General features: G+C 73.7%; 12 protein-coding genes. 2 read left to right on the top strand and 10 right to left on the bottom strand.

All coding sequences use genetic code 11. From position 1 onward, the window contains the following. Positions 1–421: 421 nt before the first annotated feature. The 6 genes from purE to mca all read right to left on the bottom strand — a co-directional run bounded on the left by purE (position 422) and on the right by mca (position 8148). Entirely contained in the window at positions 422–913 is a 492-nt protein-coding gene (purE, locus tag HA073_RS22895; protein WP_166457244.1) for a 5-(carboxyamino)imidazole ribonucleotide mutase, read from the bottom strand. Then, positions 913–2070 (bottom strand): 5-(carboxyamino)imidazole ribonucleotide synthase, encoded by a 1158-nt coding sequence (locus tag HA073_RS22890; RefSeq protein WP_166457243.1) that lies wholly within the window; start codon positions 2068–2070, stop codon positions 913–915. The genes purE and HA073_RS22890 overlap by 1 nt, the downstream gene beginning before the upstream one ends. Positions 2071–2134: 64 nt before the next feature. Next, positions 2135–4171, bottom strand: coding sequence for a thioredoxin domain-containing protein (locus tag HA073_RS22885; protein ID WP_166457242.1), 2037 nt, complete (start codon positions 4169–4171; stop codon positions 2135–2137). 50 nt (positions 4172–4221) lie between these two features. Then, positions 4222–6711: a bifunctional diguanylate cyclase/phosphodiesterase gene (locus HA073_RS22880; protein WP_205798294.1), complete on the bottom strand. Its 2490-nt coding sequence runs from the start codon at positions 6709–6711 to the stop codon at positions 4222–4224. 222 nt (positions 6712–6933) lie between these two features. Then, a complete protein-coding gene (locus HA073_RS22875; RefSeq protein WP_104114278.1) occupies positions 6934–7218 on the bottom strand; it encodes a hypothetical protein in 285 nt (94 codons plus the stop codon). Between the two features lie 48 nt (positions 7219–7266). Continuing rightward, entirely contained in the window at positions 7267–8148 is an 882-nt protein-coding gene (mca, locus tag HA073_RS22870; RefSeq protein WP_043326504.1) for a mycothiol conjugate amidase Mca, read from the bottom strand. Positions 8149–8386: 238 nt separating this feature from the next. Between mca and HA073_RS22865 the strand changes: the two genes are divergently transcribed. Together HA073_RS22865 and greA are read left to right on the top strand one after the other, a co-directional pair. Next, on the top strand, positions 8387–8821 hold the full coding sequence (locus tag HA073_RS22865) for a DUF4307 domain-containing protein (RefSeq protein WP_043326506.1): 435 nt from the start codon (positions 8387–8389) through the stop codon (positions 8819–8821). Positions 8822–8965: 144 nt separating this feature from the next. Then, positions 8966–9466 carry a transcription elongation factor GreA gene (greA, locus tag HA073_RS22860; RefSeq protein WP_043326508.1) on the top strand — a complete coding sequence of 167 codons (501 nt, stop codon included), beginning with the start codon at positions 8966–8968 and terminating at the stop codon, positions 9464–9466. A gap of 151 nt (positions 9467–9617) precedes the next feature. Here the strand turns inward: greA and ilvA are convergent, their stop codons facing one another. The 4 genes from ilvA to HA073_RS22840 form a co-directional block, all read right to left on the bottom strand. Continuing rightward, entirely contained in the window at positions 9618–10838 is a 1221-nt protein-coding gene (gene ilvA, locus HA073_RS22855; RefSeq protein WP_043326509.1) for a threonine ammonia-lyase, read from the bottom strand. Then, positions 10835–11665, bottom strand: a complete 831-nt coding sequence (locus HA073_RS22850; protein ID WP_280841791.1) for a DUF4328 domain-containing protein — start codon at positions 11663–11665, stop codon at positions 10835–10837. The genes ilvA and HA073_RS22850 overlap by 4 nt, the downstream gene beginning before the upstream one ends. Before the next feature lie 147 nt (positions 11666–11812). Beyond that, complete coding sequence (locus HA073_RS22845; protein ID WP_043326513.1) at positions 11813–13225, bottom strand: amidase; 1413 nt, start codon at positions 13223–13225, stop codon at positions 11813–11815. Between the two features lie 16 nt (positions 13226–13241). Continuing rightward, positions 13242–14384: a cystathionine gamma-synthase gene (locus tag HA073_RS22840; protein ID WP_043326515.1), complete on the bottom strand. Its 1143-nt coding sequence runs from the start codon at positions 14382–14384 to the stop codon at positions 13242–13244. Positions 14385–14424: the final 40 nt, after the last annotated feature.

The following is a 14424-nucleotide window of genomic DNA, read 5'->3' as shown; positions in this document are numbered from 1 at the left end:
CCGACTCACGCCCGACTCGCCCGCCGCCGGTCCGCGTGCCGCCGGTCCGCGGCACCTCACCCGGCCGGTCCGCGGCACCTCACCCGGCCGGTCCGCGGCACTCTGCCGGCCGGTCCGCAGCGCCTTGCCCGGCCGGCTCGCGGCGTCTCCCCGGCCGTTCAGTCCGGTCACACTCCGTGTCGAAGTGCCGGGGCGGGCGGGGCACCTCCCTGCCGACTTTGCTCTGCAGCCACGGAGGCAACGGTCACCCACCGTGACGAGTGCCGGTGCGGAGCCAATTTCAAGGAAACGCAGAACCGCAGGTCAAGGCCGCGCTGCGTCGATGGCTGCAGAGCAAAGTCGGCGGAGGGCACAAACAGCCGCCCACCCAGCCGGTCACGCTCAGCAACCAGCCGAGTTAAGTACGAAGAGTGACGAACGGTCAGGTGAGGGAGGCGCGCAGCGCGGCTTCCTTCTCGACGACCAGATCCTCCAGGCTCGCCTGGTAGGCGGCCATCCTGTCGCGCAGCACCGGGTCGGAGGCGCCCAGGATGCGTACCGCCAGCAGGCCGGCGTTGCGGGCGTTGCCGATCGAGACGGTGGCGACCGGCACACCGGCCGGCATCTGCACGATGGACAGCAGCGAGTCCATCCCGTCCAGGTACTTCAGCGGCACCGGGACACCGATCACCGGCAGCGGGGTGACCGAGGCGACCATGCCGGGCAGGTGGGCCGCCCCGCCCGCGCCCGCGATGATCACCTGAACGCCCCGGCCGGCGGCGGCCCGGCCGTACTCGATCATCTTGCCCGGGGTGCGGTGCGCCGAGACCACGCCCACCTCGTACGGCACGCCGAACTCGTCCAGCGCCTCGGCGGCGGCCCGCATGACCGGCCAGTCCGAGTCGCTGCCCATGATCAGCCCGACGGTGCTCATCAGTGCCCCTCCTGAAGCCAGCGGGCGGCACGCGCGGCCCGGGCCCGTACGTCCTCAAGGTCGTTGCCGAGCACGGTGACGTGCCCGATCTTGCGGCCGGGGCGGACCTGCTTGCCGTACAGGTGGACCTTGGCCCCGGGCTCGGCGGCGAACAGGTGGTGCAGCCGCTCGTCGATGGAGATGCCGCCCGGCTCGCCGCCGAGCACGTTCGCCATCACCACGACCGGCGCGGTCAGCGAGGTGTCCCCCATCGGGTAGTCGAGGACCGCCCGCAGGTGCTGCTCGAACTGCGAGGTCCGGGCCCCCTCGATGGTCCAGTGCCCGGAGTTGTGCGGCCGCATGGCCAGCTCGTTGACGACCAGCCCGGACGGCGTGTCGAACAGCTCCACCGCGAGCAGGCCGACCACACCGAGCGCGGTCGCGAGGTCGATGGCGAGCTGCTGCGCGGCGACGGCCTGCTCCTCCGGCAGGTCGGGCGCGGGCGCCAGCACCTCGACGCAGATGCCGTCGCGCTGCACCGTCTCCACCACGGGGTACGCGGCGACCTGCCCGAACGGCGACCGCGCCACCTGCACGGCCAGTTCCCGGCGCAGCTTCACCCGCTCCTCGACCAGCAGCGGCGTGCCACCGGCGAGCAGCGTGGCGGCCAGCTCACCGGCCGCGCCGGCGTCGTCGACCATCCAGACGCCGCGCCCGTCGTAGCCGCCCCGGGCGGCCTTGAGCACCACCGGCCAGCCGGTCTCCTCGCCGAAGGCGACCAGGTCGGCCGGGGACTCCACCGGACGCCAGGCCGGGTTCGGCGCGCCCAGCTCACCGAGCCGTTCCCGCATCACCCGCTTGTCCTGCGCGTGCACCAGCGCCTCGGCCGGCGGGAACAGCTTCACGCCCTCGTCGGTCAACGCGCGGATGTGCTCGTTGGGCACGTGCTCGTGGTCGAAGGTGACCACGTCGCAGCCCTTGGCGAACGTACGCAGCGCGGCCAGGTCGGTGTGGTCGCCGTACTGGACGTCGGCGGCGACCAGCGCGGCGCCGTCGTCCGGGGCGAGCGCCAGCACGCGCAGCGACTGGCCGAGGGCGATGGCGGCCTGGTGGGTCATCCGGGCGAGCTGGCCGCCACCCACCATGCCCACGACGGGGAGACCGGTACGGGAGTCCATAGCGCCGCCAGCCTATAAGGGCCGGTGCCGGGCCGGACCGCGAGGGCGGCCCGGCCCGCTCCGCTCAGCCGAGCTGCGCGACCAGCTCCTCGACGCCGGTCACCGGCCGCTGGCAGACGAAGCCCCGGCAGACGTACGCGGCGGGCCGCCCGTCGACGAACGGCCGTCCGGCCAGCAGCGGCACGCCGGGCTGGTCCGGGGCGCCGGCCACCACCACCGCGCCGGGCGGGGCGTGGCGCCGGGCGGCGGCCACCAGCGGGTCGCCCTCCGGGTCGCCGGTCGCCACCGCGATCTCGTACGGCCCGGACAGCAGCGCCTCGCCGACAGTGGCGGCGTAGCCGGTGAACCGGGCGTGCCGGTCGACGATCGGCGCGACAGTCGACAGCGTCTGCTCGGCCGCCTCCCGGTAGCGGGTCTCCCCGGTCAGCGCCGCGTACGCCACGAGCGCCGCGACGATCGCCGAGCGGCCCGACGGGGTCGCGTTGTCGGTCGGGTCGGCGGGCCGGGTGACCAGGCGCTCGGCGTCGTCGGCGGTGTCGTAGAAGGCGCCGTCCGGGCCGGCGAACCGGGCCAGCGCCACATCGAGCAGCTCACCGGCCAGGCTCAGCCACCGCCCCTCGCCGGTGAGCTGGTGCATCGCGCAGAACGCCTCGGCGACGCAGCCGTAGTCCTCCAGCACCCCGGCCGGCTCGCCCACGACCTTGTCCCGGGAGACCCGGCGCAGCCGCCCGTCCACCACGTGCACGGTGGCCAGGTGCTCGGCGGCGTCCCGCATCGCGCCGTCGGAGACGATCAGCACGCCGTCCATCAGGTTCGCGTCCTCGTCGTCCGGGGACACGAGCAGCGCGGCGACCTGCTGGAACTCGGCGATGGCGGTGATCGCGAGCCCGTTCCAGGCGGCCACAACCTTGTCGTCGCGGGCCGGCTGCGGGCGGGTGTCGCGGGCGGCGAGCAGCCGGCCCACCACGTCCTGCCATCGGGCCCGCACCGCCGGGTCGGCGTCGTCGACGTCCCGGGCCAGCCGCAGCACGCTGCTGCCGTGCTCGAACGTGCCCTCGGCGGTGACCTCGAACAGGTCGGCGGCGAACCGGCCGTCGTCGGCCCCCAGCACCTCGACGAGCTGGTCGGGCGTCCAGACGTAGGTGAGCCCCTCGACGCCCTCGGTGTCCGCGTCCAGCGCCGAGGCGAAGCCTTCACCGGCCCGGTGCAGCTCGTCGGCGAGGAACCGGGCGGTGTCGCGGGCCACCCGGCGGGCCAGCCCGTCGCCGGTGAGCCGCCAGAGCTGGGTGTAGACGCGCAGCAGCAGTGCGTTGTCGTAGAGCATCTTCTCGAAGTGCGGCACCGTCCAGTGGCCGTCCACCGAGTAGCGGGCGAACCCACCGGCGAGCTGGTCGTTGAGGCCGCCTCGGGCCATCGCCTCGCAGGTGTGCCGGACGATCTCCAGGCTGCGCGCCGAGCCGGTGCGCTGGTGGTGCCGGAGCAGGAAGAGCAGGTTCATGTGCGGCGGGAACTTCGGCGCGCCGCCGAAACCGCCGTTCGTCTCGTCGTACTCCCGGGCGAGCTGGCTCGCGGCGGCGTCGAGCAGGTCGGCGGTGAGCGGCGCGGTCACGCCGCCGACCGCCTGCGCGCCGCCGATCGCCTCGACCACGGCGGCGCCCTGGCGCAGCACCGCCTCGCGCTGGTCGCGCCAGGCGGTGGCGACCGAGCCGAGCAGGCGGATGAAGTTGGCGCGCGGGAAGTACGTGCCGCAGAAGAACGGGGTGCCGTCCGGCGTCGCGAAGACGGTCATCGGCCAGCCGCCCTGCCCGGTCATCGCCTGGGTGGCGGTCATGTAGACCGCGTCGACGTCGGGGCGCTCCTCGCGGTCGACCTTCACGCAGACGAAGTCGTCGTTCATCAGCCGGGCCACTGCCTCGTTCTCGAACGACTCGTGAGCCATCACATGACACCAGTGGCAGGCCGCGTAACCGACCGAGATCAGCACCGGCACGTCGCGCCGCTTCGCCTCGGCGAACGCCTCCTCGCACCACGGCCACCAGTCGACCGGGTTGTCGGCGTGCTGGAGCAGATATGGCGAGGTGGCCTTGGCGAGTCGGTTCACCACCCGACCCTATCCACCATCGCCTTCCGACGCCGCCGGTGCGGCAGGCGTCAGGAAGCGCCGTCGGCGCGCAGCGGGAAGACGTTGCCCCGGGCGCCGTCGCGCAGCGACCCGAGCACCGCCGCGATCTTGTCGGCGGGCATCGGCTTGAAGAAGTGGTAGCCCTGGGCGGCTGTGCAGCCCAGCTCGGCCAGCGCGGTGCGCTGCTCGGCGGTCTCGACGCCCTCGGCCACGACCCGCAGCCCCAACTCGTGGGCCAGCCCGACGGTGGTCCGGACGATCGCCGCCGCCTCGGGCGAGTCGGCCATCCGGAGCACGAACGACCGGTCCACCTTCAGCTCGTCCACGGCGATCCGGGTGAGGAACGTCAGCGAGGAGAAACCGGTGCCGAAGTCGTCCACCGCGAGCTGCACGCCCATGGCGCGCAGCGTGGCCAGCACCTCGTCGATGATCTCCAGCTCGCTCATCACCACCGTCTCGGTGATCTCCAGGACCAGCCGGTGCGGCGGGACCTGGTGGCGGCGAAGCGCCTCGTCGATCTCGGCGGGCAGTCGCGGGTCGAGCAGGCTGCGCGCGGACAGGTTCACCGAGATGGGGACGTCCAGCCCGTCCCGCGCCCACGCGGACGCCACGGCCAGCGCCTTGTCCAGCACGTACCGGGTGAAGCTGCCGAGCTGCTCGCTGTTCTCCACCGGGCGGATGAAGTCGGCCGGGCCGAGCCATCCCCGGCGCGGGTGCCGCCACCGGATCAGCGCCTCCACGCCGGTCGGCGCGCCGGTGGCCAGGTCCACCGCCGGCTGCAACGCCAGGACCAGCTGGTCGTCGGCGGCCAGCGCCTCCCGCATCTCCGCGAGCAACGCCAGGTGGTCGGTGCTCGCCGCGTCGCGGGAGCTGTCGTACGCGGCGACGCTGCCGCCGCCCTCCTTCGCCTGGTACATGGCGATGTCGGCGCGCCGCAGCAGCTCGGTCAGGTCGGCCGCGCCCGCGTCGGCCACCACCACGCCCACTGCCACCTCGACGGACATCCGTACCCCGGCCACCTCGGTCGGGGCGGCGAGGCGTTCGGCGACCTCCCGGGCCTGGCGCAGCGCGTACGCCAGCGGGGCCGTCCGGTCCTCGACCATCGGCACCGAGGTCAGCAGCAGCGCGAACTCGTCGCCGCCGAGCCGCCCGAGCAGGTCGCCCGGCCGGGTCAGCGCGGCGAGGCGGCTGGCGGTGAGCCGCAGCAGCTGGTCGCCCGCCGAGTGCCCGAGCGTGTCGTTCACCTCCTTGAACTGGTTCACGTCGAGCAGCAGCAGGGCCACCGGGTGGTCGTGCGGGCGCTGCCGCAACGCCTGGTCCCCCTTGGTGAGCAGCGCCGCCCGGTTCAGCAGGCCGGTGAGCTGGTCGTGCACCGCGTCGTACGACGAGCGGGCGGTGACAAGCCGCAGCTCCCGATGCGTGGCGGCGTCGTGCAGGGCGGCGGCGAGCGCGTCCCCGAAGGCCGCCACGCCGTCGCGTTCCCGGGCGCTCGGCGGGGCGGACCGGGCGAACCGCACCCGCAGCCGGCCGACCTCGGCGGAGCCCACGACGAGCCGGCGCATCAACTCGTGCTCGGCGACGCCGGCGCACCCGGCGGGTTCCACCTCCCGGTCCCGGACCTGCCCGCCACGGTCGGCCCGGTACCGGCGCCAGCGTCCCTCGCCCCGGGCCACGTCGACCTCGACCAGTTCGGCGCCGAACAGCGTGAGCGCTCCGGTCACCGCGGCGGTCGCCACGCCCCGCTCGTCGAGCTGGTTGAGCGCGGCGGTGGCCTCGGCGAACGCCCGCCAGGTCCGCCGTTCATGGTCGGCCCGCAGCCGGTGCCGGTAGGTCTGCTGGAGCAGCCAGAGCGGCGGCGGCAGGAGCAGCAGCCAGCGCGCGTCGAGTTCGAGCAGCGCGACGACCACCAGGCCGACCGCCACGTTGCCGACGAACATGAGCAGCTTGCCGCGCAGCGCGGCGAACAGCGGCGGCCCCATCGGGATGCCGTGCCGCAGCGCGAGCGTCACGGCGCCCAGGAAGGCGGTGGTGAGCAGGTACGTCACCGCGGCGGCGGTGAGCGTGAGCGCGAGCTCGGGGGTGGGCGCGGCGAGCAGCGGCGGGCCGAGGGCGGTCGCGACGGCCGCCGCGAGCGCGGTGGCGGCGGTGAGCGAGCCGGCGATCCCCGCCAGTTCCAGGGCCGGTCGACGGTCCGACACCACCGACATCACGGTCCAGGCGGTGCCCACGCCCAGCAGGGCGGCGGCCGGAAGCCAGCCGGCCGGCACCAGCCAGAGGCAGACCACCAGCGCGGCCTCGCCCCAGGTGATGCTCACCATCCCCGAAGCGGTACGGAAGCGCAGCCGGGCGAGTTGGGCAACCGCGAACGCGACAGTGGCGATGCCGAACCGCGCCGGGCCGGGCAGCGGGTGGTCCACCGGGAGGTGTGGCGGGACGACCAGGCCGAGGACGGCGGCCAGCAGACCGGTGAACGCGACCGCGACGGTCAACACGACGACGCCCGTCGGCGTCCCGCGCAGGCCGACCCGGTCCGGGGGACGGTCGGCCGGCTCGGTGGTCACGGGGCCGCCCCGTCACCGGGCCGGGCGGAGGCATGGCCGGGGGCCGGTGCTGCCTTCGACATCGGCGTCCCCCTTCCGCGCAGGGTCCGGGGCCTGACGGTCCCCCCGGCGGAAGGCTAAGCCAAAGCCGGTGGTCGCAACAGGGGGCGACGACCGGCTTGGGCGTGATTCACGCGGCGTTCAGCTGTTCCGTCGCTGCTGGGAGCCGCTGGGCGTGTTCGTCGGTGAATCCTGCTCGACGAGCCCTTCTGTCGGATCGGCGACTGCGGAATCGGCCCGGCCCGGGGCGCCCTGGTGCGGGAAGCGGTCGGGCAGCCGGCGCAGCCGGGCGTTCATGTTGCGGATCAGCAGGACGGTGACGGTGGCCAGCGCAACGATGAGGAAGAGGCCCATCGGACCGGCCAGACCACCCGTGCGGGTGTCACCGAAGTTGTTCTGTGCGAGCACCTCGACGGCGGTCAGCATGGTGTTCCTCCGATGTGCGACTGCGCACCAGGGTAGACCCCGGCCCGGTCAGTGGGCACGGCACGCCTCCCGTACGCCCGCGAAGAGGTCGGACTCGGGCAGCGGGCTGTCCACCAGCGACCGGGCGAGTTGGAAGTCCTCCGTCGGCCAGGCGCGCTTCTGCAGTTCCATCGGCACCTGGAACCAGAACCCGTCCGGGTCGATCTGGGTGGCGTGGGCGCGCAGGGCGTCGTCGCGGACCGGGAAGTAGTCGGCGCACTCGACCCGGGTGGTGATCCGCGCACCCTTGTCGGGGCGCTCGTCCCAGCGCTTCATCCACTCGCCGTACGGCGATTCGAGCCCGGCTTCGAGCACCGCCTCGTGCAGGCTCATGATCTTGGCCCGGGAGAAGCCCACGTCGTAGTAGAGCTTGAGCGGCTGCCACGGCTCGCCCAGCTCGGGATGGCGCTCCGGGTCACCGGCCGCGTCGAACGCCGCCACGGTGACCTTGTGGGTCATGATGTGGTCGGGGTGCGGGTAGCCGCCCTCCTCGTCGTACGTGGTGACGACGTGCGGGCGGAACTGCCGCATCAGGCGCACCAGCGGCGCGGCGGCGACGTCCACGTCCTGCAGGGCGAAGCAGCCCTCCGGCAGCGGCGGCAGCGGGTCGCCCTCGGGCAGCCCGGAGTCGACGAAGCCGAGCCACGCCTGCTCGACGCCGAGGATCGCCCGGGCGGCGTCCATCTCGGCCCGCCGGATGTCACCGATGTTGGCCCACACGTCGGGGCGGTCCATCTTCGGGTTGAGCACGCTGCCCCGTTCGCCACCGGTCGCGGTGACGACGAGGACGTCCACCCCCTCGGCGACGTATTTCGCCATGGTGGCGGCACCCTTGCTCGACTCGTCGTCGGGATGGGCGTGCACCGCCATGAGACGCAGCTGTTCTGCCACCTTCGGCGCTCCTCGTCTGTGCCCGCCGACCACCCTCCGGTCGGCTGACCTGCCGGAATCTCCCCCCGCGCCCGCGAAAGCCCCCGTGACGGCCGGTCGGGGGCCGCCACCGGAGTGGCCAGGGCCACGCCCGCCGGTCCAGGCCGACCTGCCATCCTTGACTCAGCGCCGGGCTGGGAAGATGGACCTAGCCATTCTTGCCGATGCCGCCGACAACAACGCCAGGAGATACCCGCCGGTGAGCGAGACGCACGCCACAGTCGCCGCGGAGGCGCCGGTCTACCCGCCCGGCCGGTACGGCCGACGCCGGGAGCCGGGGCGCCGCCGGCCGGTCCTGCTCGCCCTGACGGTGGCGGTCCTGCTCGCCGTCCTCGGGCTGGGCGCGGCGAAGCTCTACTACCAGTACGGCGACCCGGAGTACCAGGGCGAGATGATCAGCTACTCCGACATCACCGACTCCCGGGTGACAGTCGACTTCCGGGTCACCGTGCCGCCGGGTGGCTCCGCCACCTGTCTGCTGCGGGCCCGCTCGCACGACGGTGCCCAGGTGGGCAGCATCGAGACCACTGTGAGCGCCGAGCCGGGCCAGCGCCACATCCGGACCCGCCAGGAGGTGCCCACGAGCGCCCGGCCGTTCATCGGTGAGGTGTTGCGCTGCCGGCCGGCCGGCTGAGCCGGAGCGCCGGCGAGCCGCCGGCAACCGCACCCCGGTCCCGTCGCCGGCACCGGGGTGATTGAGCACACCTCGACGTGTGCGGCACTGGTAGCCTTGCAAGTTCACCTGTCAGCCAGTCCGCACCAACCGAGGAGACCGCCTGTGTCCACAAATGGAAACGAGGCGCCCGCCACCTGGCTGTCCCAGGACGCCTACGACCGTCTGCAGGCAGAGCTCGACGAGCTGATCGCCAACCGGCCGGTCATCGCTGCCGAGATCAACGCCCGGCGCGAGGAGGGCGACCTGCGGGAGAACGGTGGCTACCACGCCGCCCGCGAGGAGCAGGGCAAGGCCGAGGGCCGCATTCTCTACCTCAAGGAGCTGCTGCGCACCGCCAAGGTCGGTGAGGCTCCGGACACCGACGCGGTGTCGCCGGGCATGGTCGTGACGATCTACTTCGACGACGACGCGGACGACAGCGAGACGTTCCTGCTGGGCTCCCGGGAGATCGCCTCCACCACCGACCTGACGGTGTACAGCCCCGAGTCCGCGCTCGGCCAGGCCATCCTCGGCGGCAAGGCGGGGCAGACCTGCACCTACACCGCGCCGAGCGGCGCCGATATCAAGGTGACCATCGTCTCCTTCGAGCCGTACAGCGGCTGACCTTCCGGACCCGCGCCGGATGGCTCGGGTCCCGAACCCGACCGAGGCTGACAGGCTCCTCGGACCCGAGCCGCACACCCGAACGCCCCGACCGGATCATCCGGCCGGGGCGTTCGCGTTCCGCTGTGACGTCGGTGTTCCACCGAGGGGCTCAGCCCTCGCCGGTGAAGACCACCTGGTAGCCGCTGGCCCGCAACGCGCTGATCAGGGTGTCCGAGTGCTCCACCCCGCGCGTCTCCACGGACAGGGCCACCTCCACCTCGCCCAGGCGCAGATGCGGGTTGGCCCGCTGGTGCACCACGTCCACCACGTTGGCGCGGTGCTCGGCGATCTCGCCGAGCAGCGAGGCGAGCTGGCCGGGCCGGTCGACGCAGCGCACCGTGATCCGCAGGAAACGGCCGGCCGCCGCCAGACCGTGCTCGATCACCCGGAGCATGAGCAGCGGATCGATGTTGCCGCCGGAGAGCACCGCCACCACCGGCGCGGTCACCTCAACCGCGCCGGACAGCAGCGCCGCCACCCCTACCGCGCCGGCCGGCTCGACCACCTGCTTGCCGCGTTCCAGCAGCATCAGCAGCGCCCGGGAGATGTCCTCCTCGGAGACCGTGACGACGTCGTCGACGAGCTTGCGGACGTGGGTGAAGGTCAGCTCCCCCGGCCGGCCGACGGCGATCCCGTCGGCGATCGTCGCGAACGAGGGCAGGCGTACCGGCTCGCCGGCCCGCAGCGAGGGCGGGAAGGCGGCGGCGCTCGCCGCCTGGACCCCGATCACCCGTACGTCGGGACGCAGCGCCTTGGCCGCCACCGCCATCCCGGAGACCAGTCCGCCACCGCCCACCCCGGTCACGATGGTGCGCACGTCCGGGCACTGTTCGAGGATCTCCAGCGCGACGGTGCCCTGACCGGCGATCACGTCCGCGTGGTCGAACGGGTGGATGAACACCGCACCGGTCCGCTCGGCGAAGGTCTGCGCCGCGACGAGCGACTCGTCCACCGTGTTGCCGACCAGCTCGACCTGCGCGCCGTACCCCTTGGTCGCGGCGACCTTCGGCAGCGGCGCGTTCACCGGCATGAAGACGGTGGCGTGCGCGCCGACCAGCCCGGCGGCGAGCGCCACCCCCTGGGCGTGGTTGCCGGCGCTCGCCGCGACCACGCCCCGGGCCCGCTCCTCGGCCGAGAGGCGGGAGATCCGCACGTACGCGCCACGCACCTTGTACGACCCGGCGCGTTGCAGGTTCTCGCACTTGAGCCAGACCGGCCCGCCGAGCGCGGCGCTGAGCGGCCGGGACGGCTCCAGCGGGGTGGTACGGGTGACACCGCCGAGCAGTTCCCGCGCAGCTTGAACGTCGGCGAGACCGACCAGTTCCGTCATGCCCCGATCGTGCCACCCGGCCCCGGTGGGATCTGCGCCGACGTGGCCGACGGCGCGGGCGGCACCGACGCGACGGAAGCGGGCCGGTCGGGGTGCCCCGGCCCGCCCGGCTGACCCGGCCACGCCGGCTGACCCGGCCACCCCTGCTGACCCGGCCACGCGGGCACGGCCCGGGCGAGCCGGTCCTGCTGGGCGGCGGAGATCCGGCGGATCAGCACGACGAACGCGATCCCGGCGACCAGGCAGGCCAAGGCCGGCACCAGCCGGGGCGCGAGCGCCTCCTCGTAGTAGCGCACGTACGTGCCGAACTCCGCGTCGTTGCGGGGCAGCTCGGTCAGCCGGTCGTACCGCTGCTGCTGCGCCTGCGCGACGAACCGGTCACCGATCAGGAACACCAGCCAGCTCACCCACCACACCCCGACCAGCCACGACTGGCGGCGCTGCCAGACGCTGTTCCGGAGCAGGTCGGCGAGCACCCGGGCCGGCACCACGAGGTTGGCGAACGGCACCAGCCAGCCGGCGATCGCCCACGCCGGGCTCAGGCTCGGCACGGCGCCCGGGAAGGCGTCCAGGTTCTTGCGCGCCCGCCAGGTCCAGATCACCACGAGCGTCCCCGCGGTCAGCAGGGCGAGCAGGTAGGGCAGGGTGAACAGCACCTCGACCAGCACCGCGCCGAGCAGCACGTCCCGGTCGAGCTGCTCGGCGGCCGAGCGGGCCATCCGCACACCAACCAGCGGGAACAGAGCCGTGAGCAGGTAGCACAGGGTGGCGGCGCCGACCGCGGACGCCCCGGCCACCGCCAGTCCGCGCACGCCGTACGTGGGCACGCCGGGACTCACGGCGGGTTGGCCGACGCGCGTACCGCAGCGCTGGCACTCCTCAAAGGCCGGGGACGTGGCGTCCCCGCAGGTCTGGCAGTTCATCGGGGACCGTCCGAGTTGGTGTGCGCGACAGGGTGCGCACACGCTAGACGATCACGCGGTGGCCGGCGACCCCGTTCCGACGCGGGGGTAGCCGGGGGCGTGCCGGGCCCACGGCGCCTGCATCTCGAACTGACCGGCCACGCCGAGCAGCAGCAGCTCGGAGCCGGGCGGGCCGACGAACTGCACGCCCACCGGCAGCCCGTCCGGGCGGCGGCCGACCGGCACCACGATCGACGGCAGCCCGGCGATGTTCCACGGCGCCGCGTACGGGGCGTACCTGATGTTCGCCGACATGTTCGCCAGCCAGGAGCGGCCGGACCAGCCGGCGGCCTCCGGCGGCGGCCCGGCCAGCGCCGGGGTGAGCAGCAGGTCGATCGAGTTGTCCGCGAAGAAGTTCACCGACCGTTCGCGCCAGGCCGCCCGGTCGGCCTCCCGCACGTACCCCCGGCGCTGCGCCCACTCGCCGAGCGTGACGTGCCGGCGGCTGCGGCGCTGGAGCTGGCGCGGGGCGACCCCGGCGGCGCGCACGTCGGCGGCGGCCGCCGCGAACCAGGTGGCGATGCCCTGCAGGCCGAGCCGGGTCGGGTAGACCGGGTCGGTGGGCACGGTGTCGTGACCGGCGGCGGCGAGCAGGCGGCCGGCGGCGGCCACCGCGTCCCGGTTCGGGGCGTCCGGCGAGACGCCGCGCACCGGCGAGCGCAGCGAGACGCCGACCCGTAGCCGCGCCGGCGGGACCAGCTTGTCCGGCCGGCGACCGGCCAGCACCGAGAAACCGACCACCGCGTCGGCCACGGTGCTGGTGAGCATGCCGTGCTCGGTCAGGCCGAACCAGTCGTCCGCGCCGAGCTGGCAGGGCACCACGCCCCGGCCGGGCTTGAGCCCGACCAGGCCGCAGCAGGCCGCCGGGATGCGGATCGACCCGAGGCCGTCGTTGCCGTGCGCCATCGGCACCAGCCCGGCGGCCACCGCGGCGGCCGCGCCGCCGGAGGAGCCGCCGGGGGTACGCGCCGGATCCCACGGGTTGCGGGTGGCAGCGGTGTCGTCGTCGGTGAGCGCCCACAGGCCCAGTTCCGGCATCCGGGTCACGCCCAGGATCACCGCGCCCGCTCCGCGCAGCCGCCGGACCACCTCGTGGTCGGCCTCCGCCACCGGTGTACGCATGGCGGCCGACCCGTTCCACGTGGGCAGGCCGGCCACCGGCGTGTTCTCCTTGACCGCCACCGGCACGCCGGCGAGCGGGAGGTTCGCCAGTTCCTCCTGCTCGTCGACCTTCTCCGCCTCGGTGATCGCCTCACCGCCGCGTACCGTGCGGAACGCGGCCAGGTCGGCGTCGACCCGGGTGACGTGATCCAGGTGGTCGGCGACGACCTGGGTGGCGGAGACGTCGCCACGGCGTACCGCCCGGGCGATCTGTTTCGCGGTCGCACCGACCCACGTCGTCGGCAAGATCTCCGGCACTGCCACCCTCCCCAGCCAGCGGTCAGCCCAGGGCCTGCTCCAGATCGGCGAGCAGGTCGTCGACCGTCTCGATGCCGACAGACAGTCGCACGAGATCGCCGGGAACTTCAAGCGGCGAGCCCGCAGCGCTTGCGTGTGTCATCCGGCCCGGGTGCTCGATCAGGGACTCGACGCCGCCGAGCGACTCGGCGAGCACGAACAGCCGGGATCGGTTGCAGATGTCCACGGCATGCTCCTCGCCGCCCGCCGCGCGGAACGAGATCATGCCGCCGAACCGCCGCATCTGCTTGGCGGCCACCTCGTGGCCGGGGTGCGAGGGCAGGCCCGGGTAGATGACCTGCGCGACCTTCGCGTGGCCGTCCAGGTAGGCCGCGATCCGCTCGGCGTTGTCGCAGTGCCGGTCCATCCGTACCCCGAGGGTCTTGATGCCGCGCAGGGTGAGCCAGGCGTCGAACGGGCCGTTGATCGCGCCCATCGCGTTCTGGTGGTAACGCAGCTCCTCGCCGAGCGCCCGGTCCGCCGCGACGAGCGCGCCGCCGACCACGTCGGAGTGTCCGCCGACGTACTTGGTGGTGGAGTGCACCACCACGTCCGCGCCGAACGCGATCGGCTGCTGCAGGTACGGCGAGGCGAACGTGTTGTCGACCACCAGCAGCGCGCCGGCGTCGTGCGCCACGGCGGCCAGCGCCGCGATGTCGGCGATGCCGAGCAGCGGGTTGGTCGGCGTCTCCACCCACACGATCCGGGTGGCGCCCGGGCGGATCGCCGCGCGCACGGCGTCCGGGTCGGAGACCTTCGCCGGGGTGTAGTCCAGCCCCCAGCGCTCGGCCACCTTGGCGAACAGCCGGTAGGTGCCGCCGTACGCGTCGTCCGGGATCACCACGTGGTCGCCCGGCTTGCAGACGGTCCGCAGCAGCGTGTCCTCGGCGGCCAGGCCACTGGCGAAGGCGAGTGCCACCTGGCCGCCCTCCAGCGCGGCCAGGCACTCCTGGAGCGCGTCCCGGGTGGGGTTGCCGGAGCGGCTGTACTCGTAGCCCTCGCGCGGCGCGCCGACGGCGTCCTGGGCGTACGTGCTGGTCTGGTAGATCGGCGGAATCACCGCGCCGGTGCGGGCCTCCGGGGCCTGACCGGCGTGGATGGCGAGTGTGTCGAAGCCGTGCCTCATGCCGCAGACGTTAGTCCGCCCGCTTCCCCTTTGCTCCCGG

This window comes from Micromonospora sp. CMU55-4, from assembly GCF_011602315.1.
Classification (GTDB): domain Bacteria; phylum Actinomycetota; class Actinomycetes; order Mycobacteriales; family Micromonosporaceae; genus Micromonospora; species Micromonospora chalcea.
This window is presented reverse-complemented; position numbering and strand designations above follow the sequence as displayed.

What these genes read in the sequence shown, in the direction of transcription:
- HA073_RS22890 (WP_166457243.1), bottom strand. Translation starts at nt 2,070, where the DNA reads ATGGACTCCCGTACCGGTCTCCCCGTCGTGGGCATGGTGGGTGGCGGC.
- HA073_RS22875 (WP_104114278.1), bottom strand. Translation starts at nt 7,218, where the DNA reads ATGCTGACCGCCGTCGAGGTGCTCGCACAGAACAACTTCGGTGACACC.
- HA073_RS22840 (WP_043326515.1), bottom strand. Translation starts at nt 14,384, where the DNA reads ATGAGGCACGGCTTCGACACACTCGCCATCCACGCCGGTCAGGCCCCG.
- purE (WP_166457244.1), bottom strand. Translation starts at nt 913, where the DNA reads ATGAGCACCGTCGGGCTGATCATGGGCAGCGACTCGGACTGGCCGGTC.
- ilvA (WP_043326509.1), bottom strand. Translation starts at nt 10,838, where the DNA reads ATGACGGAACTGGTCGGTCTCGCCGACGTTCAAGCTGCGCGGGAACTG.